General features: G+C 40.6%; 21 protein-coding genes. 1 reads left to right on the plus strand and 20 read right to left on the minus strand.

Annotated features, from left to right (window positions below):
* Positions 1-145: 145 nt before the first annotated feature.
* From ireK to gmk, 9 genes are all read right to left on the minus strand, one after another.
* Positions 146-2,302, minus strand: coding sequence for a serine/threonine protein kinase IreK (gene ireK / locus IGL37_RS12300; protein ID WP_002365367.1), 2,157 nt, complete (start codon positions 2,300-2,302; stop codon positions 146-148).
* Positions 2,299-3,048 (minus strand): Stp1/IreP family PP2C-type Ser/Thr phosphatase, encoded by a 750-nt coding sequence (locus IGL37_RS12305; RefSeq protein ID WP_002354922.1) that lies wholly within the window; start codon positions 3,046-3,048, stop codon positions 2,299-2,301. The genes ireK and IGL37_RS12305 overlap by 4 nt, the downstream gene beginning before the upstream one ends.
* A 1-nt stretch (position 3,049) precedes the next feature.
* Positions 3,050-4,429, minus strand: coding sequence for a 16S rRNA (cytosine(967)-C(5))-methyltransferase RsmB (rsmB, locus tag IGL37_RS12310; protein ID WP_002367437.1), 1,380 nt, complete (start codon positions 4,427-4,429; stop codon positions 3,050-3,052).
* 5 nt (positions 4,430-4,434) lie between these two features.
* A complete protein-coding gene (fmt, locus tag IGL37_RS12315) occupies positions 4,435-5,376 on the minus strand; it encodes a methionyl-tRNA formyltransferase (protein WP_002367438.1) in 942 nt (313 codons plus the stop codon).
* Positions 5,369-5,863, minus strand: coding sequence for a peptide deformylase (def, locus tag IGL37_RS12320; protein ID WP_002371656.1), 495 nt, complete (start codon positions 5,861-5,863; stop codon positions 5,369-5,371). Before def ends, fmt begins: the two co-directional genes overlap by 8 nt.
* A 26-nt stretch (positions 5,864-5,889) precedes the next feature.
* On the minus strand, positions 5,890-8,322 hold the full coding sequence (gene priA / locus IGL37_RS12325) for a primosomal protein N' (protein ID WP_033918103.1): 2,433 nt from the start codon (positions 8,320-8,322) through the stop codon (positions 5,890-5,892).
* A 345-nt stretch (positions 8,323-8,667) separates the two neighbouring features.
* Positions 8,668-8,814, minus strand: coding sequence for a putative holin-like toxin (locus IGL37_RS12330; RefSeq protein WP_002383235.1), 147 nt, complete (start codon positions 8,812-8,814; stop codon positions 8,668-8,670).
* A 211-nt stretch (positions 8,815-9,025) separates the two neighbouring features.
* Positions 9,026-9,328, minus strand: a complete 303-nt coding sequence (rpoZ, locus tag IGL37_RS12335; protein ID WP_002354916.1) for a DNA-directed RNA polymerase subunit omega — start codon at positions 9,326-9,328, stop codon at positions 9,026-9,028.
* Between the two features lie 4 nt (positions 9,329-9,332).
* The gene (gene gmk, locus IGL37_RS12340; RefSeq protein ID WP_002354915.1) at positions 9,333-9,947 is read right to left on the minus strand and encodes a guanylate kinase; all 615 of its coding nucleotides are present in this window, start codon (positions 9,945-9,947) and stop codon (positions 9,333-9,335) included.
* Between the two features lie 222 nt (positions 9,948-10,169).
* On the opposite strand from gmk, the gene IGL37_RS12345 reads away from it, so the two are divergent.
* Complete coding sequence (locus IGL37_RS12345) at positions 10,170-11,651, plus strand: DUF1958 domain-containing protein (RefSeq protein WP_002389422.1); 1,482 nt, start codon at positions 10,170-10,172, stop codon at positions 11,649-11,651.
* Between the two features lie 44 nt (positions 11,652-11,695).
* Here IGL37_RS12345 and IGL37_RS12350 read toward each other — a convergent pair whose 3' ends face one another.
* The 11 genes from IGL37_RS12350 to IGL37_RS12400 form a co-directional block, all read right to left on the minus strand.
* On the minus strand, positions 11,696-12,001 hold the full coding sequence (locus IGL37_RS12350; RefSeq protein WP_002383233.1) for a hypothetical protein: 306 nt from the start codon (positions 11,999-12,001) through the stop codon (positions 11,696-11,698).
* Between the two features lie 55 nt (positions 12,002-12,056).
* Positions 12,057-12,941 (minus strand): YicC/YloC family endoribonuclease, encoded by an 885-nt coding sequence (locus tag IGL37_RS12355; protein ID WP_033918104.1) that lies wholly within the window; start codon positions 12,939-12,941, stop codon positions 12,057-12,059.
* A 16-nt stretch (positions 12,942-12,957) separates the two neighbouring features.
* Positions 12,958-13,176 carry a YdbC family protein gene (locus tag IGL37_RS12360; RefSeq protein ID WP_002381076.1) on the minus strand — a complete coding sequence of 73 codons (219 nt, stop codon included), beginning with the start codon at positions 13,174-13,176 and terminating at the stop codon, positions 12,958-12,960.
* Positions 13,177-13,353: 177 nt separating this feature from the next.
* The gene (locus IGL37_RS12365; protein WP_033918105.1) at positions 13,354-13,824 is read right to left on the minus strand and encodes an ASCH domain-containing protein; all 471 of its coding nucleotides are present in this window, start codon (positions 13,822-13,824) and stop codon (positions 13,354-13,356) included.
* A gap of 313 nt (positions 13,825-14,137) precedes the next feature.
* Positions 14,138-14,791 (minus strand): bifunctional 4-hydroxy-2-oxoglutarate aldolase/2-dehydro-3-deoxy-phosphogluconate aldolase, encoded by a 654-nt coding sequence (locus tag IGL37_RS12370; RefSeq protein WP_002359031.1) that lies wholly within the window; start codon positions 14,789-14,791, stop codon positions 14,138-14,140.
* Positions 14,792-14,795: 4 nt separating this feature from the next.
* Complete coding sequence (uxuA, locus tag IGL37_RS12375; protein ID WP_002388613.1) at positions 14,796-15,869, minus strand: mannonate dehydratase; 1,074 nt, start codon at positions 15,867-15,869, stop codon at positions 14,796-14,798.
* A 23-nt stretch (positions 15,870-15,892) separates the two neighbouring features.
* Entirely contained in the window at positions 15,893-16,345 is a 453-nt protein-coding gene (locus IGL37_RS12380; RefSeq protein ID WP_002354905.1) for a PTS sugar transporter subunit IIA, read from the minus strand.
* A gap of 77 nt (positions 16,346-16,422) precedes the next feature.
* The gene (locus tag IGL37_RS12385) at positions 16,423-16,929 is read right to left on the minus strand and encodes a PTS system mannose/fructose/N-acetylgalactosamine-transporter subunit IIB (RefSeq protein ID WP_002354904.1); all 507 of its coding nucleotides are present in this window, start codon (positions 16,927-16,929) and stop codon (positions 16,423-16,425) included.
* 21 nt (positions 16,930-16,950) lie between these two features.
* Positions 16,951-17,823 (minus strand): PTS system mannose/fructose/sorbose family transporter subunit IID, encoded by an 873-nt coding sequence (locus tag IGL37_RS12390; protein WP_002354903.1) that lies wholly within the window; start codon positions 17,821-17,823, stop codon positions 16,951-16,953.
* Between the two features lie 20 nt (positions 17,824-17,843).
* Positions 17,844-18,680: a PTS mannose/fructose/sorbose/N-acetylgalactosamine transporter subunit IIC gene (locus tag IGL37_RS12395; protein WP_002354902.1), complete on the minus strand. Its 837-nt coding sequence runs from the start codon at positions 18,678-18,680 to the stop codon at positions 17,844-17,846.
* 12 nt (positions 18,681-18,692) lie between these two features.
* The gene (locus tag IGL37_RS12400) at positions 18,693-19,796 is read right to left on the minus strand and encodes an iron-containing alcohol dehydrogenase family protein (protein ID WP_002401114.1); all 1,104 of its coding nucleotides are present in this window, start codon (positions 19,794-19,796) and stop codon (positions 18,693-18,695) included.
* Between the last annotated feature and the right edge of the window lie 14 nt (positions 19,797-19,810).

A 19,810-nucleotide genomic window follows, 5' to 3' on the forward strand; every position in this document is an offset into this window, starting at 1 on the left:
CTTCCTAGACCTAAATCTTAAGATAAATGGCGGGACAGGAACAGCTTCTTCTTATTGCTGAGAAACACTATTTGAAAAGCAAATAGATGTTAAACAGTACCTACTTGGTTCTTGAAGCTAAACCCTCCTATCCCAACCTCTTGTCTTAATTACTCGTACTACTTTCACTAGTGGTGCTTTTTGAATCATTTGCTTTTGAATAATAAACTGTAACAGAGTCGCCTTTTTTGACTTTGCTGCCAGCGGATGGGCTAGTTCGTTCAACGACTTGGCCATCGCCAGAGCCAGATAATCCTTGTTCATTGATTTTAAGGCCAGCGTTATTGATGCTGTCTTCTGCAGCTTTTGGCGAATAACCTGAAATATCAGGAACAGTTACTGAGTCACTGCCTTTGCTGACATGTAAAGTAATCGTGTCATTTTTCGGATCAACAGCGGTACCAGAAGCTGGTTCTTGACTAATCACGGTATCTTTTTCAACTTTGTCGCTTTCTTCGTCCACTCGTTTAATTTGAGATTCTGGGATACCTAAAGCAATTAAGCGACTTACCGCATTATCGTAAGAAATTCCGCTATAATCAGAAAGTGTCACTTTGTCGCTACCTTTACTTACATATAACGTCACTTGGCCATTTTTAGGTGTCACGGTGCCACCTGGTGCGGGGTCTTGCGTAATGACTAAACCTGGTTCTACCGTATCGCTTGCTTGGTCGACACGCGTAATTTGAGATTCAGAAATGCCTAACTGTGCCAGTGCATTTACTGCATTTGTGTAAGAATAACCGGCGTAACTAGGCAAAGTAACCGCTTCTGGTCCTTCACTGACCGTTAAAGTGACTTTGTCTTTTTTCGGATCAACTTTTTTACCTGCAGCTGGTTTTTGTTTAATAATGTTATCTGTAGACACAGAATCACTATATTCTTTTTTCGTTGTAATTTGGTCTTCTGAAAACCCTAGTTTTTTCAAGGCTTCGACAGCAGATTCATACGATTCGTTTGTATAATCGGCCATCTCAATTTTTTCTGTTCCAGAGCTGATGTACAAAGTAACAGATCGGCCTTTTTTCACAGATGATTTTGCTTCGGGGTCTGTTTTGACCACCTTGCCTTCTTCAATCTTATCATCGGGAATTTTTTTGGTTTCACTATCGACTTTCAGCCCAGCACTTTGTAGCGCTTGTGAAGCGTCCGCTTTCGTTTCATTTGTAACATCAGGAACTTCAACGTCTTTACCACCCGACATTGCAAAGGCTAAGCCACCTATTGCTAAAGCAATTAATGCCGCAATTGCTAAGCCAATCCACAATTTTTTGCGGTTTTTCTTCGGTGGTTGTTCAGCTAAAATGTCATCTGCGATATCTTCTGGGACTTCGACAGGCGTTGTCTCTTCCGGTTCAGCGATGTCTTCGGGAATCGGAGTTAATACTTTCGTTTCTCCTAATAAAGCCGTTGGTTCCCACGCAGGTTCGTTTAAACGACTGGCTGACAAGGACGTGTATAAGTCTTCTGCCATCTCATTCGCTGTTTTGTAGCGATCGCTTGGGTCTTTTGCGGTTGCGTGACGAACCACATTTTCCAATGATTGAGGAATCCCTGGATCAAACATTTTAACAGAGGGAATTTCTTCTTGAAAATGTTTTAAGGCAATCGTTACGGCTGATTCACCATCAAAAGGTACATTCCCCGTTAGCATTTCATAGAGAATAATTCCCACAGCGTAAATATCTGATTGGTTGGTCGCCATGCTTCCGCGTGCTTGTTCTGGCGATAAGTAATGCACCGAACCTAACATTGTGTTCGTTTGCGTAATTGACGTTTCTGACAAGGCAATCGCAATCCCAAAGTCAGTAATTTTGACTGTGCCGTGTTCGTCAATCAGAATGTTTTGCGGTTTTAAATCCCGGTGAATAATTCTATGTTCATGTGCCATTGCGACAGCAGATAAAATTTGTTGCGTAATGTCCACAACTGTGGAATAAGGAATTGGGAAATGCGTTTGGATGTAACGTTTTAAGTCCATTCCTTTCACATATTCCATGACTAAATATTGTAGTCCATCTTCTTCGCCTACATCGTACACACTGACGATATTCGGGTGAACCAGCTCAGTTGCGGCTAGTGCTTCACGCTGAAAACGTCGGATGGCGGCTTGATCGTTTTGGAAGTCAAAGCGCAAGACTTTTACTGCAACGTCTCGGTCTAAAATTAAATCGTGTGCTAAATAGACGTTGGCCATGCCGCCGCTTCCGATGCTGCCAATAATGTGATATCGACCATTCAGCTTCTTGCCGATTTCTATCATTGGTTTTCCTCCTTCTGTTCGTCAAAGTGTATCACTAACACGGTAATGTTATCTAAACCACCCGCTTCATTTGCTTGGGCAACGAGTTGGCTTAATTTGGATTCTAAGGGATCTGACGTCTCTAAAATCTCTAAAATTTTTGTCTCAGGAACCATATTGGTTAAACCGTCCGAACATAACAGTAAATAGTCATTAGGCAGCCATTCATGATTGGTTACATCGACTTCGACAGTACCAGGCATTCCCAAAGAACGTGTTAGGACATTTTTTCGTGGATGATTTGCAGCCATCTCACGAGTAATCTCCCCTGATTTTACTAGTTCATTCACTAAAGAATGATCTTCTGTTAATTGTAACATGTGTTGGTCACGAACTAAATAAGCACGACTGTCCCCCACATTTGCTAAGACAAATGAATCCGGTAAAAGAATGGCACCAACCACGGTTGTCCCCATTCCTAAATACTCTGGTTTCGATTGTCCGCGTTCATAAATTTTTTCATTTTCCTTTTGAATTGCTTGAATTAACCACTGTGCAGATTTTTCAGCTGAGTCGACAGACGCATTGGACCAACTCTCACCTAAATTATTGACTGCCATTTGGCTAGCGACATCACCTGCTTGGTGGCCACCCATGCCATCTGCTAAAACAGCAAAGGTTATGTGTTGTTGGTTCTCAAAAACGTTGGCATAATCTTGGTTCGTATTTCTTTTGCGACCGACATCTGATTGAACGTTGATTTCCAAATTATTTCACCTCATTTGAACTAACTTTCCGCATACAGCAAATAAAGAAGCCATCTGTCATGTATTGATGGGGATACAGAACCAGTTCTTGCTCTTTTACTACTGCTTGGACATTTTCATTTGCAACAATTTCAATTTTTTCAAATTCAGGGTGTTTGGCTAAAAAGGCTGCCACTACTTCCTGATTTTCTTCTGGCGTAATAGTACAAGTGCTATAGACCATTATACCCCATTGTTTTAGTGTTGGGGCAACACTTTCTAAGATTTCTAACTGAATTTTAGGTAAATTTTGAAAATCATTGGCCGTTTTATGGTATTTAATGTCTGGTTTACGGCGCATTAGCCCTAAGCCTGAACATGGTGCATCAACTAAAATCCGATCAAAGGTTTCTGCGGGAAATTCTTCGGCCACTTGTCGCGCATCAAGCTTTTCTGCTTGGACGACATCCGCCACATGGAGGCGTTGCGCATTTTCATTAATTAGCTTAATTTTGTGCGCATGAATATCTAAAGAAGTCACACGACCACCTGCTTCAGCCTCTAAAAAAGTTGCGATATGAGTCGTTTTGCCACCAGGAGCCGCACAAGCATCCAAGACACGATGATGCGGTTCAATTTGCATCGCTGGAGCCACGAGCATAGAGCTTTCATCTTGAATGGTTAAACAACCGTTAATAAACAGTTCACTGCCAGCTAAGTAGCCTTTTTCAGCGACAACACCATAAGGGGAAAGTTGACTTTCCTTCGCGGCAATCCCTGTTTCTTGTAATTCTTCCAGCGCTTCTTCTCGTGAAATAAACCGTGTGTTTACTCGGCCACTCGCATGACTTTTTTCAAATAATGATAAACCTAACTGCCGTGTTTCTTCTTCGCCTAATTGGGCAAGTAATTTTTCTGTTAACCAACGTGGCATGCTAATTTCCGTTGCTAAACGATCAACTGGATCGCTAATTGCTGCCAAACTAGGTGCTCCATTTCGTTGGAACGCCCGCAGCACGCCATTCACGAATTTACCAATCCCAGGATTGCCACGACGTTTGCCAATTTCAACCGCTTCATTAATGACTGCATGATCAGGCACTTTATCTAAATAAAGTAATTGATATAACGATAAAATCAATAAATTTCTCACCCAATTATCGACTTTTTGCGGTTTCTTAACAAATGGTGTTAAGTAGTATTCCAACAATAATTTGCGACTAATTGTGCCGTAGACAAGTTCTGTAAACAAGCGGCCATCTTTCTCGCTTAGTTCTGATTTTGTCATCATTTCATTAAGTAAAAGATTGGAGTACGCCCCACCTTTATCCACACGTTCGATGGTTTCTAAAGCAACGTATCGAACAGAACGTTTTAATTTCTTGGGGATTTTTTCAGCCATTTTTGTTAGTCCACCTTATCTTTTTCTGCGACATTTTGACCAACGCCATTTAAAAATTCTTGAATCGTTAATTGACCTTTACCTGCTGGTTGCAGGCGATCAATTTGAAGGACTGTCCCTTCACCACAAGCAATCCATAGCACTTTTTTACTACGCTGGATAATCGTTCCTGGGGCGCTGGTTGTTGTTTCAGTCAGTGGTGTCACTGCCCAAATTTTCCAGTTGGTCCCTTGATAGGTTGTGAACGCTGTTGGCCAAGGACGCATACCACGCACTTGGTTATCAATTGCCTCAGCAGTTTTTTGCCAGTCAATTCGTTCTTGTTCTCGGGTAATATTGGGTGAAAAAGTAGCCTCTTCTTCCACTTGTGGAATAGGCGTAATTTCGCCAGCAATTAGCTTAGGTAACGTTTCTAATAAAAGTTCTTTTCCTAGAATGCTTAATTTTTCAAACATGGTGCCTACATCATCTTGTTTCGTAATCGGAATTGCACGTTGCGATAAAATCGCGCCAGCATCCATTTTTTTCACCATTTCCATAATCGTGACGCCTGTTTCTTTTTCTCCTTCAATAATCGAGTAATGTACAGGTGCGCCGCCACGATATTTTGGTAAAAGTGAGGCATGGACATTAATCGCACCTAGTTTGGGCGCTTTTAAGATTTTCTCTGGTAAAAATTGACCAAAGGCTGCTGTCACAATTAAATCTGGTGCTAAGTCAATCACTTTTTCCATTTCAGGAGAACCTGAAATTTTCTCTGGTTGTAAGACTAATAAGTTATGTTTTAAAGCTGCTTCTTTGACAGGCGTTGGGGTAATCACTTTTTTTCGGCCAACTGGTCGATCTGGTTGCGTGACAACCGCTTGAACGTCATAGCCTGCCTCGATTAAACTTTCTAAAATCGGAACAGAAAAGGCTGGTGTGCCCATAAATACAATTTTAGTCATCAAAATGTTCCTCCATATACGCTTCTAAATCTTCTGGTGCAATTTTCTCAATCATTTTATCGATAAATAACTCGCCGTTCAAATGATCAATTTCGTGTTGAAAAGCTCGAGCTAAATAACCGTAAGCCGTAACTTCCATTTCTTCACCTTCACGGTCAAAATAACGGACAGTCACTTCATCTGCTCGTTCAACGGTTCCATATGTTTCTGGAATACTTAAACAGCCTTCCACATCAATACTGGTTCCCTTTTTTTCAATAATCACTGGATTAATTAGTTCAAAACGACCAGATTCTTCATCAATTTCAATTACTGCCATTTGCAAATTTTTGCCAATTTGCGGGGCTGCTAAGCCAATCCCATCATGGGCCAGCATTGTTTCATACATATCCTCTAGTAACTGCACAATTTCATCGGTAATAATCGTCACAGGTTGAGCCTTCATTTTTAAGTGTTCGTTCGGGTGAATCACAACTGGATAGCGCATAAGTGCTCCTTTCAAAGCTGTATTTTTTAAATAAAATTCATGGGTTCTGCATCAATGGAAAGCTTTAAACCACGAGCCGTTGCTCGTTGTGTATCGGTTAAAATTTCTTTCAATAATGGTTGAAGCATTGGTTCTTGTTTATACTTGATAATCACTTGATAAAAGTATCGATTATTGACACGCATAATTGCGTTAGGCGTTGGTCCCAACAAAATAGCTTGCGGCGATAAGCCTTGTTTTAATTTCGTCGCAATTTGAAACATTTGTTTCGCTGCTTCATTTTCTTCAGGATGGCTAGCCGTAATTTGGACCGTAAAATAGTACGGCGGATAATCCCCACGATGACGGATATACATTTCTTTTGTATAAAAATCTTCATAATCTTGGGCTTTTGCCAATTGTATCGCATAATGCTCGGGGTTAAAAGATTGAATGATGACTTCCCCCGGTTTTTCAGCGCGACCAGCGCGACCGCTGACCTGTGTCAATAACTGGAAGGTCCGTTCACTGGAACGAAAATCGGGTAAATTCAAGGCGGTATCAGCATTTAAGACACCGACTAACGTCACATTTGGAAAGTCCAGTCCTTTGGCAATCATTTGTGTGCCTAATAAGATATCCGCTTGTCCTTCACCAAATGTTCGCAAAATCTTTTCATGTGCACCTTTGCGACGGGTCGTATCAACATCCATTCGGAGAATACGACTGTCTGGTAACAACGTTTGTAATTCTTCTTCTACTTTTTGTGTGCCTGTTCCGTAGTAGCGAATTTTATCTTGGCCACAGTTAGGACAGCGATAAGGAATCCGTTCTTCATGTCCACAATAATGACATTTCATTGTTTTACTATCCATATGCAAAGTTAAGGAAATATCACAATTCGGACACGGCAACACATAGCCACAATCGCGACACATCACAAATGACGAATAGCCACGGCGATTAAGTAGGAGAACACTTTGTTCGTTTTTCTCTAAGCGTTCTTGGAGTTTTTCTTGCAACGACATGGAAAAAGAAGAGACATTGCCATTTTCTACTTCTTGCCGCATATCCACTACATCAATCGTAGGCAAGGTTGCCGCTTGATTGGCACGCTGTGTTAATCGTAACCGCTGATAAACATTTTTTTGTGCGCGAGCGCGTGATTCCAAGGACGGCGTGGCACTACCTAAAACAACAGGGCAATGATGGTACTCCGAACGCCAAATCGCTAAATCTCTCGCGTGGTAGCGGGGGGTTTCTTCTTGTTTATAACTTGCCTCGTGTTCTTCATCAATAATGATCACACCGATGTTTTCGATTGGCGCAAAAATGGCAGAACGCGCACCAACCACAACTTCCGCTTCTTCTCGTTCAATCTTCCGCCACTCATCGTATTTTTCACCTTGCGATAAGCCACTGTGCATTACAGCAACATGTTCGCCAAAGCGACTTTTAAAGCGTTGTACCATTTGTGGAGTTAAAGAAATTTCAGGGACAAGCATAATGGCTGTTTTGCCTTGGTTAAGAACTTCTGCAATGACCTGTAGATAAACTTCTGTTTTCCCACTTCCTGTAATACCTTCCAATAAGTAGGTTTGGCTTTGCTGTTCTTGGACCGATTGTAAGATTGTTTCCACAGCCACCTGTTGTTCTGTATTCAAAGATAACGCAGTCGTTTTTTCAAACGTCTGATTGGCAAACGGATCACGATACGCTTCTTTTTCAATGAACGTTAACCAGCCGTTTTTGGCCGCTTCATTTAAAAGCGCGGTACTGAAACCTAATTCTTTCATTTCCTTCACAGCGGTGACTTTTTCAGTGCCCAAGCGTTGTAAATAGTAAAGAAGTTGCTCTTTCTTCTTAGCTCCCTTGCGTAACCCCAAACGAATTTCCTCTAGTTGTTCAAATTCCTTAGCGGCTTGAATGAAGCGGACCATTTTGACTTTATTTCTCGTCGTAACTTCGTAGCGAATATCGACTTTTTGCTGTTTACGCAACGCCATTAGTTGAGGCAAAAGCCCACGTTCTTGCGCTTGGTCCCACGAAATTTCCTCTAAACCATAAAATAACTGATCTTGTAATTCTTCAGAAAGCTCATCCGTTAAATAAATATATTTTTGGTAATCGGCACGCATTACGCTAGGCAACATGGTTTGCAAACAAGTGATTTTAAAGGCAAACGTTTTTTCCTTCATATAATCAGCTAAAGCCAACATTTCTGTATTTAAGACAGGTTTTAAATCCAACACCGCCACTAGTTCTTTCAACTGAACGTTGGCTTCGTCAAGAACCGTTGCAGCCATTGGTTCAATGGCTAGAACAAACCCTTGAACATGCCGATTACCGTTACCAAAAGGCACTTCTACACGCATGCCGACAGCCAATTGCTCATTTAAATTTTCAGGAACTAAATAAGTGAATGGTTGATCGGTTTGCATCGTTGGTACATCCACAATAACTTTGGCTACTTTTTGCATGGTGCGTCCTCCTTTTTATGTAAATTCTCTTTGCCTATTGTACTAAAGATTGACTGATTTGTCTTGTGTGTCTCGTTGTTGTTAAGCTTAGTTAATTTCTCCTTAAAATATAAAAAGCTAGCTTTCCTAAACAAATGATCTAAGAAAGTAGCTTTTAGTAATCCTCTTAAAATACTTTGAAACTTACACTGCTAACTAGTGTTAGCACTCTACATTTTTTTATGGTATAATCATTTTGAAAGAGAGATGTTGGTCCATCTCTCTAACTGTAGAATCATGACAGTAACTTAGTTTTTACTTAATTAAAAAGAAATAACCAGTTAACCGTTCAAAGTTTATGACTGGTTATTTCTTTTTGTCTTTTTTTAGCAAAGTGACAACCAAACTAATCAACGCAATGGTATATAAACCAAAGTCGAAAATTAGTCCAATTACATCTAATGCGGACAAATACGGCTTTCCCCTTTCATAGATTTCAGTACTTATGCTCATAAGCACCACCAAAAGGGTCTCCAGTATGCTCCTACGATTCTCATTTCATTGCGATTCTCGTCGCAAAGCACATTTTCTTTTGCGCTTGCCACCGTCATAACTTATCTACAAAAACAGTATACCACAAAAGTCATCCCACAACATTTGCAATCACAAAAAAACAAGCCTTTACTTGAAGAAAGCTTCAATCATAGACTTGTTTTTCATTCAATTAATTTTTTTCGTCACGTAAACGGTTTTCTAATTCTTTTTGTTCTTGTTCACGTTGGCGTTTGCGTTCTTCACGTTCAATGCGTAGACGTTCGCGTTTTTCTTCAGGATTTGGATCACTGATCACTGTTCCTGCTTCGATTTCTTCTAACGCACGACCCACACTTTTTACAGAATCAAAGGATTCAACGGTTGGTTGAACGCCTTCATCTAATTCATGCGCACGTTTGCTTGCTAAAATAACCAAAGAATATTTTGAAGGGACTTCTTTTAACAATGAGTCAATTGACGGTTTTAACATCATAAGGCTACATCTCCTCTAACATTTTAATATATTTTCCAATTACACGGTCAACACGGAAGTGCTCACTCGCGATAATGTCTTTAATTCGTTGCACGGCTAAAGGAACTTCATCATTCACTACCGCATAATCATACAGCGCCATCATTTCGATTTCTTCTCTGGCCACAGCCATTCGTTCTTCAATCACAGACATTTCGTCTGTTCCGCGGCCAATAATTCTTGATTTTAATTCCGCTAAATCGGGGGGTGTCAAAAAGATAAATACGCCATCAGGCACTTTGTCTTTGACTTGTTTAGCCCCTTGGACTTCGATTTCTAAAAAGACGTCTTTGCCTTCATCTAGCGTCTGGTTAACATACGTTAATGGTGTCCCATAATAGTTACCAACATATTCCGCATATTCCAACATTTCTCCAGCTTCAATCATCGCTTCAAATTCTTCTCTTGAACGGAAATAGTAATCTACTCCATCCACTTCGCCTTCTCGCTGTTTCCGAGTGGTCATTGAGATTGAATATTGAAAATCATTTTCTTCACTGTCGAAAATAGCCTTTCTTACAGTCCCTTTCCCCACTCCTGAAGGACCTGACAATACGATTAATAACCCGCGCTCTGACATAACGACTTCCTTTCAAAACATAATTTCACAGTATTAGTTCTATTTTGCACTTTTTTTCTGCAATTTTCAAGACTTTCTTGGAGATTCACTGAAAAAATAACATTTCTTCTTTAATTTGGCTTTCATAACTTGTTCTTTTTTTAAACAAATTACCTAGAATTCCTATACAGGCAGCCATTTTTTAAGTAAAATGAAGTGATGACTCCTTTAGGATGAAAAAACGTGAATAAGAAAGGACTGAGAAACATCGCACGAATTAAACCATTTACATTGTTTCTGCTAGGCTTAGTTGTCAGTTGTGGGGCCTTTTTTGCCCAACCTACTGTGACTCACGCAGAAGAAGATATTACCGCGATTGCTAAAAAAATGGGGACGACCCTGAAAGCGGATGGCATTCCCAAAGCAGCCATCGTTGTTGATGCTGATTCTGGAGAAATTCTCTGGTCGCAGCAACCAGATTTAGCGTGGAATCCTGCCAGTATTGCCAAAGTGATGACCATGTACTTGGCCTTTGAAGCAATGGAGCAAGGAAAATTTACAATGGATACGACTGTGACTGCTACGCAAAAAGATGTCGATATTTCTAAAATATATGCCATTAGTAATAACAAAATTACGTTAGGTGTTGCTTATCCAGTCCGTGAACTGTTAAAAATGATTGCTGTCCCCTCTTCTAATGTGGCGACTCTCATGTTGGCAAACTTAATTTCAGGGAACCAGCCTACTGACTTTGTTCATTTAATGAATCAAAAAGCGGCTGAATTAGGGATGACAAATACTACCTATTACAACTGCAGTGGGGCGCAAGCAAGTGCCTTTAACGGCCTGTATCAAATGCAAGGAATTGACCCAAATGGCGATAACGTCTCTACAGCTAGAGATTTAGCTTCACTAACCTATCATTTTCTGAAAAATTATCCAGAAATTTTAGAAATCACCAATAAACCAGTGGTGAAAACAATGGTCGGCACGCCTTACGAGGAAACGTTTGAAGCGTACAATTATTCTTTACCAGGCGCTAAGTATGGTTATCAAGGCGTGGATGGTTTAAAAACAGGCTCTAGTCCAACAGGCGGCTTTAACTATATTGCGACTGTCAAACAAGGAGATTTCCGTTTAATTGAAGTCATTTTAGGCGTTGGTAATTGGCAAAACCAAGATGGTGAATACGAACGGCATGTTGCTGGGAATGCTTTGCTGGACTATGCCTATACGACATACGAACGCAAAAAACTTTTAGACAAAGGACCACAAACCATTGATCACAAAAAAGTCACTTTGGCTAACGATTTATACGGTGTCGTTCCCAAAGGCAGTCAGCCTACTTTTAAATTAGTAGCAGGGCAGGTGCAAGTCGACACGCCTTTGACATTGTTAAATAGTACTGTTCAAGCGCCTAAAGTGGCTTACCAAGAAGTTAAGCCAAAACAAACAACAGCTGAAGCTGCGGAAGAATCAAACGAACATTCTGGGGATACCACCGTTGCAGAACCGAATCATTTTATTCCCAAATCGATTGCCACAAGTGTTTTAGTCCTTTTCGGGCTGATCTTCTCAGTAATTACCCGTCAGCTTCAAAAACGTTTAGAACGTCAGAAAAAACACGGCAAAGAAAGCAGTAAAACTGCAGCCATGCGGACAATCTTTTTAAGTGCCGCAGTTCTTTCTTTCCTATGCGCCGTTGGCTTGTTTCTTTTATTCTAATTAAAAAAAAATACCACCAAGCGTGAAATGCTTGGTGGCATTTTTTATAAGCCCATATTAGAAAGCGTATTGACCACGTTCATCAATTCATCGCGACGACGAACTTGTTTGTCGACAGGGCCGTCAACTTCTTTCACGTCAATGCGAACAACAAAGTGACGATTCAAAGTAACAAACGTGTCTTCGTTAATTTGGATATTTAATTCTGTTTCAGAATAGCTTGCACAAGCATCTTGCCAGACGTCAAATGGTTCTCTGTCTGAAGCGACTTCTGTTTTTACCACAGAACGACCACTTAATTCTTGAAAGGTTACATCATAAAATTTAGTCATTGCTTTCACCTCTGTCATTTATTCGTTACTTCTATATTATAGCGTTTTCTGGAAAAACACGAAACCATTTTCTCTATTCGACATTTTGAATTTGTTCACGAATCTTTTCTAAGGTTGTTTTCATTTGAACGACACTATTTTTTATTTCAATTGGACTTGATTTCGAACCAATCGTATTGACTTCACGGTTCATTTCTTGAATTAAGAAATCTAGTTCTCGGCCCACTGGTTCTGTTTCGTCAAGCAACTGATGCAACTTATCAATATGGATATTCAAACGATCCAATTCTTCATGAATATCGCCTTTTTCCAATAAAATGGCCATTTCTGTTAATAAGCGTGTTTCATCCACTTGGCTACCTAACCATTCGTTTAATTTCGCTTCAAAACGTTGACGGTATTCTTGTTCAAAAACGCCCACAAACGCTTGCAGCTCTTGAATTGATTGGGTCAACACTGCTACATAGTCAAGCAGGACTTGTTTAATTTGCGTTCCTTCTTGCACACGGCTTTGGTCAAGACTAGCGATGGCTGCTTCAAATGCTTGAACAAGAAATGGTTCAAATGTCTGATCAGCAATTTCTGCTTCCACTATTTCGACAAAATCATTTTGCTTTAATAAATGGTTGACCGTGTCCCCTGCATCAAACGTTGCTTCCGGATAGTTTTCCTTTAAATGTTGATCTACCGAATTTAATAATTGATCAATTAAGTCCCACTGCACGCGCACTTCTTTTTGATTGTTGCCGATTTTTTGGAGATTTACATAGACTTCCACACGTCCACGTTTTAACGTGCGTTTGATTACTTGCCGAATCACCAGTTCATAGGCATTCAGTTCCTTTGGCATACGCAATTGAATATCTAAAAACCGCTGGTTGACACTTTTGACTTCGATATCCAATTGATAATTTTCATTTTGAATGGTCTTTTTTCCAAATCCAGTCATACTTTTCATTGACAGGGTGCTCCTTTTACATGGATTTAATTGTTTTGCTTAATTCAGCAAATTCTTCGTTGGTTAAGGTGATGCCTTTACCCATTTTTTCGTGATCAGGGGCCCACTCACGCAAATCAAATTTTGGTGGACGACCATTCCAACTAATTAAATTCAATTCTTTACGCCAGCCACGAGCATTCTCAGATAACACAGCGACTTCTTCTAAAATTTCATATGAAAATTCTTCTTTCATAACATTCACTCCTTGTTAGTATTCCTTAGGTTATTGTACCATCTTTTCCTCGACACTTAAAATATACATCTCTTTTCTATCACCCTGTCTATATAAACATACGCAACTTTTTCAAAAAATCAGTAAAAAAAAAGCGGCGACTGCTCGTTTCAATCGTGTCAGTCACCACTTCTCTGTCTATTCTTTTTCTGTATAAAGATCCACCACTTCAAAACTTTGGCAAACTAACAGCATGTCGGGATAAAATTGTAGCTGATAGGGGGCCAGTTCTTCTTTAAAGAACCGTGCATGCTCTTCATACCAATAATCCAACGTCAAATCTCCTTCACCTTCCGCTTGTGCAAAAGATTCTGAGACCTTATTCATGGGCATAATTTCAACTTTGGTTGTTCGAATAATAGCCAGCGGTTGAGACTGACCATCTAAAATTATGTCGTATTGACCAGCTTTAGGGAGTTGTTCTTCTTCCATCTTATAAATATCTAAAGAAGAACATGTCGCTGTCTTACGACCAGAAACAACCAATTGACCCAAACGATTACCCATCTCAGAAGAGCCATCACCAAACATCCACACATCGGGCATCAAAATATCTAATTCATGTTTATCTAAAAAGTTTTGCCAGAACACTTCTACATTTTTTAACATCCTTTGCTCTCCTTTTTATTTTTACTTCACGCAACCTTCTTTCACTAATTATACATAACTGATTGCTTTTCTCCTATACTATTTTTACAAAATGAAAACTAAAATAATGTCAGTAGTATTTGGACAGAAAAAAAAGAGAGCGTGGGACAAAAATCACTTTGGATTTTTGCTCCACGCTCAAAAACTTATAAACGGCGGGAACAGAAGCAACTCCTTCGGAAATAAGCCGAAATTCTCCAAAAATTACAGAACAATTTTCGGAAATTCCTTCTTATTTCTCGGAGTTAAACGCTTCTGTCCCGACCTCATCTTTTTATTTTGCTTGTCGTTCTTTGATTTTCGTGAGTAAAGATTGAACATGCTGGCGTGCCGAAGCTTCATCTTCTTGAAGCATCTTTTCCGATAAAATAAAGGAGCCGCCCACTGCTAATACTTCTTCTGCTTCCACATACTCTATAAAGTTTGTTTCATCAATCCCACCAGTTGGTAAAAATTGAACATCATAAAACGGACCGCTTAAACTTTTAATGGCTTTTAACCCGCCGTAAATATCGGCTGGGAAAAATTTAACCACTCGTAAGCCATACGCCAGCGCTCGCTGAATCTCCCCAGGCGTAGCTGTTCCTGGAAAAATAGGCACCTCATTTGCCAGACAAAAATCAATGACTTCTGGAACAATCGCTGGGGAAACAATGAACTGTGCACCGTTCGCTACTGCCTCTTGGGCTTCTTTCAAGGTTCTAACAGTTCCTGCGCCCACAATTAAATTCCCTGAAGCAGCAAGTTGTTTGATGGCAGGCAAGGCCAGCTGACTCCGAAAAGTGACTTCAATAAACGGTAATTCGTTTTCTACTAAGACTGATTCTACTTGTGGCAAATAGCGTAAATCTGTTGCAGTGTATAGTGGTAAAAGTTTACATGTCGCTAATTGTTGATACAGTTGATTTTTTTCAACTTTTGTTTCCATTCTGTCACTTCCTATTTTGTTTGGCTTTGGTTGCTTCGTACAGTCCTTGAATATAGGTCAACCCCATTGCTCGATCATATAAACCATAACCAGGCATCGCTTTTTCATCCCAAATTGCCCGCCCATGATCAGGACGAATAACGCCTTCATACCCTACGTCTACCAGTGCTTGCATTAATTCCGCCATATCTAACGAACCAGCGACACTCGGATGCGCCGTTTCTTCAAAACGATGCTCACCTAAATACTTCACATTGCGGAAATGAACAAAATTAATTCTGTGACCTATTTCACGAATCATAGTAGGCAAATCATTCGTCGGGTCCGCACCGAGGGAACCTGTACAAAATGTAATCCCATTTGCTGGTGAGTCCACCAAGGAAAGGATCCGTTTTAAATCCGCTAAATTTTTAGTGATTCTTGGCAAACCAAAAATTTCCCAAGGTGGATCATCAGGGTGAATCCCCATTTTGATATTTTCTTCTTCACAGACAGGAATCACACGTTCTAAAAAGTAGCGCAAATTTTCGACCAAATCTTCTTCCGTTACGCCGGCATACATGGCTTTCAATTCTTGAAATTGTTGCAAACGCTCCTCTTCCCAACCTGGTAACCGGAATCCTTTTGACTGACTGTGAATTAATTGATACATGTCTTCTGGCTGCATGTTCTCTACCACAGCTTGATCAAATAACAACGATAAGCTACCATCTTCATTCTCATACGCCAAGTCCGTTTTAGCCCAACCAAAAATAGGTTTGAAACTGTAGCACACTAAGGAAATTCCGCATTTCCCCAAGTTACGCAACGTCTGGCGATAATTATCAATATAGTGGTCTCGTTGATCCGTCCCCGCTTTAATGGCATCATGAATAGCGACACTTTCAATTCCTAAAAGTGCTAATCCTTCTTGTTCCACCGATTGTTTAAGTGCCTGAATTTCGGCTACTGTCCAAACATCACCTGGTAGTTTATTTAACAAGGTACCGACAACACCAGTAATTCCTGGAATCTGTCGAATATGTTTTAACGGAATGGCATCGCCTGCCGCTCCGTACCATCTAAATCCCCATTTCATTGCTTTCACCCTTTACTACATTCTTAAAAATCATCGTCCTCATCCTCTTCGTCCTCAAAGGAAGTCATAGAAATATCCCATGCTTGCACACTTTCTTTGCCTTGCGCAACAATCGCTTGCGCCGCTTCAGCAATCGGTGTGCCCAATAATTGATGGTTTATCGCTTCTAAGACCATTGGTAGGTTGGTACCACTCACCACAAAGATTTTCTTTTGTAGAGCTGGTTCGAGTTCGTTAATCACCAAAACTGCCTGATTGTAAGGACTCGCACTTAATAAGTCAACCATGACCAACACGCCATCCCCTTGTTGGACGTTCTCAATCGCTGTTTTAATTTGTCCGCCTAGTGCTTGGACATCGTCGCCACTATTTAGATTAACGGTTTCGATATTTTCGGTTGCGCCCATAATCACGGTAGCTGCGTCTTTCGCACCGTCACTTAGTGCACCGTGTGTAGCAATCACAATCCCTAACATAAAAGTTCCTCCTTCAATTCAGTGGCTTGAGTCATTACTTCAAACAGTCATGCAATGACTCAAGCGACTGGCCTTTTTTATAAATTAAATTTGCCTAAAACCTCTTTTAAACTAGTTTTTGGTGCAGAAGGCGTTGCTTGGAAATAAATATCTTCTACGCCATACACCTCATGTAGTTCTTTTAATTTTTCAGCATCTTCTTTGTTTAAATAAACTGATTTGGTTACTAATAAATCTTTTTCTGGATTCTTCTGTGCAATACCGCCGATATTTAACTCCTTCATAGGGACTCCGTGTTTTACTAAGTCATAAATTACAGAGACGGTTTTAGCGATTAAAATACAGTTGTACTCTTTGAATTGGTATTCATCCCAATAAAATTTAGCTTTTTCCGGCGTAATGACAATGGTTTTTTGTCCTGTCCGACTGCCTGCACTTTTGTATAAATCACGCATAAATTTATCCTTTGCCACCACTTCATCGACAACGAAAATGGAATTAACGCCACTTTTTTGGGACAAGGTCACCATCACTTGTCCATGAATTAATCGTTCATCTACTCTTGCTAAATTTACTACGCCCATCTGATTCACGTCCTTTTCTTTTTATAAAATACCGACTGTTGCTAAGACAATTAAAATACCTGTTAACCACAATAATGCTTGCGTAACTTTCAAGCCTTTTTTCGTATAGAACCAATACACGCCCATTACGACAGCTAGCGGCAAGAGTCCTGGGACAATCTGATCAAGGATATCTTGGACCACAAACTCACGGCCAGAAAGTTTAAATTGAAGAGTTGAAGAAACTTTGACATAATTACCAGCTAAAATCCCCATCATGAACAACCCTAAAACAGATAACATTTCAATGGCTTTTTGAATCCCAGCACTTTGCATTAAGCCTGTAGCATTCCGCCCCATTTTGAAGGATTGTCTCGCAAAGAACACACCTAACAGTACTTGATAAAGGGCAAACGCCACAAATGGGAAAATCGCACCTAATGCGCTACCTTGTTGCGCCCACGGTACCGCAATCGCAATAAAAATATATTGAACCGTACCTGAGTCAATCGCATCACCAATCCCAGCTAACGCGCCCATCAAGCCAGCTTTGGTGTTATACATTAAATCATCTTGCATCATGATTTCGCGGCCTTCATGTTCTTCTTTGGCCCGCTCTTGTTCCATGGAAGCCATCAACCCAGTAATGACCCCTCCGCCCCAGCTTAATTGCGTATTGAAAAACAGCAGTTGACGCATATAAGCGGCTTTTAATTGTTCATCGTCTTTATACAATTTCTTTAAAAGTGGCATCATTGCGTACAATAACGAAGGCGCCAAGTAACGTTCAAAGGAATGGGGAATTTCATTGGCAAAATGCCAACGGAGATAGGCTTTTGTAACATCTTTATTGGTAATTTCTTCTGGTGCTAAATTCGTTGTTTTCGGCACGACTTTTTCTGTTGTTTCCGTCATTTCAGTTCCTCCTTTTTCTTTTAAAACCCGTCATCGTAATCGTCATCATCATCAAAATCAGTGGTGGCACTGGCGGAACCAGCACTTTCTGCTACAGGTTTGCCTTTTTGGACTTGCACAAAAATTAACGCAATAATTACGCCAAAGATGGCATACGTTACCATGGTAATTTCCAATGACTTAAAGACAATACTCATGAAGTATGCAAGGAAAAAGAAAACCAAGAAATCTTTTCGACCAATGACATAGACCGTTGTCGCAATCCCAATTGCGGCTAAACCACCACCGACTACTTCTAACACGTGAATCACAACGGTTCCTTCTAATGCTTTAATAATATCGGCAATGACTGGTGCCCCTAAATAAAGAGCAAAAAAGACTAATGGAACGAATAAAATAAATGAGGCAATCGTTGGATACCAGATAATTGAGCGGGCAATTTTTTTAGAATTTAGTTCAGCCACCGCACGATCGGTATACTTCCCTAAAAACGTGTTAATAAAGAAACGGAATTGATATAAATAACTTCCTAAAAGACCGACAGGAACCGCTACGGCGATAGCCGCTTCCGGCTTCAAATTCCCTAGCAACGCAACTGGCACAGCAATCGCTGCCGCAATTGATGGTTCTGCTGGCATAGAGCCACCTGGTGAAAAAACACCCATGTAAATCATTTGTAATGCTGCGGTGACAATCATCGCTTTCGGGACATCGCCCATCACTAAACCTGCTACTAACCCTGTCATTAAGGGCGAGAAACGCAACGTTAACGTTGCTCCTCCTCCAAGCCATCTGGACATAATTGCTGCCACCCAAAGCGCCATTATCAAACTTTGTAAAACACTTAACGTTTCCATAGTTCCTCCTTCTTATCCTTGGTTTTGGATATACTTTTCTAGCTCTTCAATCCCTTGACGTAAACGTTCTTCCGAAATCTCAATAGGAATTAAATGAACCTTTTCTTTTGAATCAATAAATTGAACCATTGCATCGAGTACTGCTTCTTCTGGGTAAAGGCCCATTTGTCGTAACGACATGGGCAAGTTTAGCTCTTGATAAAAGGGGATTAATGCGTCTATGATGGCCCACCTTTTTTCCAATGCTAATTGATAGAAGATGCCGTAAGCTACTTTTTCGCCATGTAAATAGTCATGACTTTTTGGTAAAAATTTACTCATAGCATCATGCATGGCGTGTGCTGCTGCATTGCGGGCGTATTTGTCGCCAAAGCCGCCGACTAATCCGGAAACGGCGAAAACAATTTCTGAAAGATGGACAAATTCAGGCGTGAGTTTGCCCTCATCCATCGCTGCTAAGGCTGCTTTTGAGTCCCGCATAATCGCTTCTTGCGAAAGCTTGGCGGTCGCTCCCGCTAATTGTAAAAAGGGTTCCCCTTGCAAATGGGCTTGGCGTAAAATGGTCTCTGATTCATACCATTTCGCTAACGTATCAGCTAAACCAGCGACAAAATAATCACGGGGCGCATCAAGAAGCAACTTAGGATCAGTGATTAAAAACGCAGCTTGGCGAAAGAAATGTTCCGTTTTGCCTTCGGCCGCGCCATTTTCTTGATACATCACAGCTAACGGTGTCCACGGCGCACAGTTACTAGCCAAAGTGGGGACCAAGCCAAAATTCAGATTGTTTAAATGGGCGCTGTAGCCCACTAAATCGGCTAACTTACCGCCGCCGACTCCCAGAAGAAAGTCAATCTGGTGTTCCTTTATTTGCTGTGAAATTTGTTCGGCGCCAAAATAACTACATTCTCCTGTGTAAGTGTGATAGAAGAATTGATACTCTGAATCTGCCAAGAATGGCAAAAATGGCTGAGCTTTTTCAAAGGATACGGTGCCATGCACCACCAAAATTCGTTGGGCGTGATATTCCTTGAAAAGTGACGGCACCGAAGCTAAGGCGCCTTCGTGGTAACGATAAAATTGCGGTCCAACTTTCACTTTTAAATCAGTTAACATGCTCCTCCTCCTTC

The sequence above is a fragment of the Enterococcus sp. AZ119 genome (assembly GCF_050546175.1).
GTDB classification, from domain to species: domain Bacteria; phylum Bacillota; class Bacilli; order Lactobacillales; family Enterococcaceae; genus Enterococcus; species Enterococcus faecalis.

Coding starts and splice junctions, on each gene's coding strand:
- IGL37_RS12365 (WP_033918105.1), bottom strand. CDS start 13,824: ATGTTAAAAAATGTAGAAGTGTTCTGGCAAAACTTTTTAGATAAACAT.
- ireK (WP_002365367.1), bottom strand. CDS start 2,302: ATGATAGAAATCGGCAAGAAGCTGAATGGTCGATATCACATTATTGGC.
- rsmB (WP_002367437.1), bottom strand. CDS start 4,429: ATGGCTGAAAAAATCCCCAAGAAATTAAAACGTTCTGTTCGATACGTT.
- IGL37_RS12380 (WP_002354905.1), bottom strand. CDS start 16,345: ATGTTAGGGATTGTGATTGCTACACACGGTGCACTAAGTGACGGTGCG.
- gmk (WP_002354915.1), bottom strand. CDS start 9,947: ATGTCAGAGCGCGGGTTATTAATCGTATTGTCAGGTCCTTCAGGAGTG.
- IGL37_RS12390 (WP_002354903.1), bottom strand. CDS start 17,823: ATGACGGAAACAACAGAAAAAGTCGTGCCGAAAACAACGAATTTAGCA.
- IGL37_RS12370 (WP_002359031.1), bottom strand. CDS start 14,791: ATGGAAACAAAAGTTGAAAAAAATCAACTGTATCAACAATTAGCGACA.
- uxuA (WP_002388613.1), bottom strand. CDS start 15,869: ATGAAATGGGGATTTAGATGGTACGGAGCGGCAGGCGATGCCATTCCG.
- priA (WP_033918103.1), bottom strand. CDS start 8,322: ATGCAAAAAGTAGCCAAAGTTATTGTGGATGTACCAACGATGCAAACC.
- IGL37_RS12355 (WP_033918104.1), bottom strand. CDS start 12,941: ATGAAAAGTATGACTGGATTTGGAAAAAAGACCATTCAAAATGAAAAT.
- IGL37_RS12330 (WP_002383235.1), bottom strand. CDS start 8,814: ATGAGCATAAGTACTGAAATCTATGAAAGGGGAAAGCCGTATTTGTCC.
- IGL37_RS12395 (WP_002354902.1), bottom strand. CDS start 18,680: ATGGAAACGTTAAGTGTTTTACAAAGTTTGATAATGGCGCTTTGGGTG.
- IGL37_RS12360 (WP_002381076.1), bottom strand. CDS start 13,176: ATGAAAGAAGAATTTTCATATGAAATTTTAGAAGAAGTCGCTGTGTTA.
- IGL37_RS12400 (WP_002401114.1), bottom strand. CDS start 19,796: ATGTTAACTGATTTAAAAGTGAAAGTTGGACCGCAATTTTATCGTTAC.
- IGL37_RS12385 (WP_002354904.1), bottom strand. CDS start 16,929: ATGGGCGTAGTAAATTTAGCAAGAGTAGATGAACGATTAATTCATGGA.
- fmt (WP_002367438.1), bottom strand. CDS start 5,376: ATGACTAAAATTGTATTTATGGGCACACCAGCCTTTTCTGTTCCGATT.
- IGL37_RS12350 (WP_002383233.1), bottom strand. CDS start 12,001: ATGACAGAGGTGAAAGCAATGACTAAATTTTATGATGTAACCTTTCAA.
- rpoZ (WP_002354916.1), bottom strand. CDS start 9,328: ATGATGTTAAAACCGTCAATTGACTCATTGTTAAAAGAAGTCCCTTCA.
- def (WP_002371656.1), bottom strand. CDS start 5,863: ATGCGCTATCCAGTTGTGATTCACCCGAACGAACACTTAAAAATGAAG.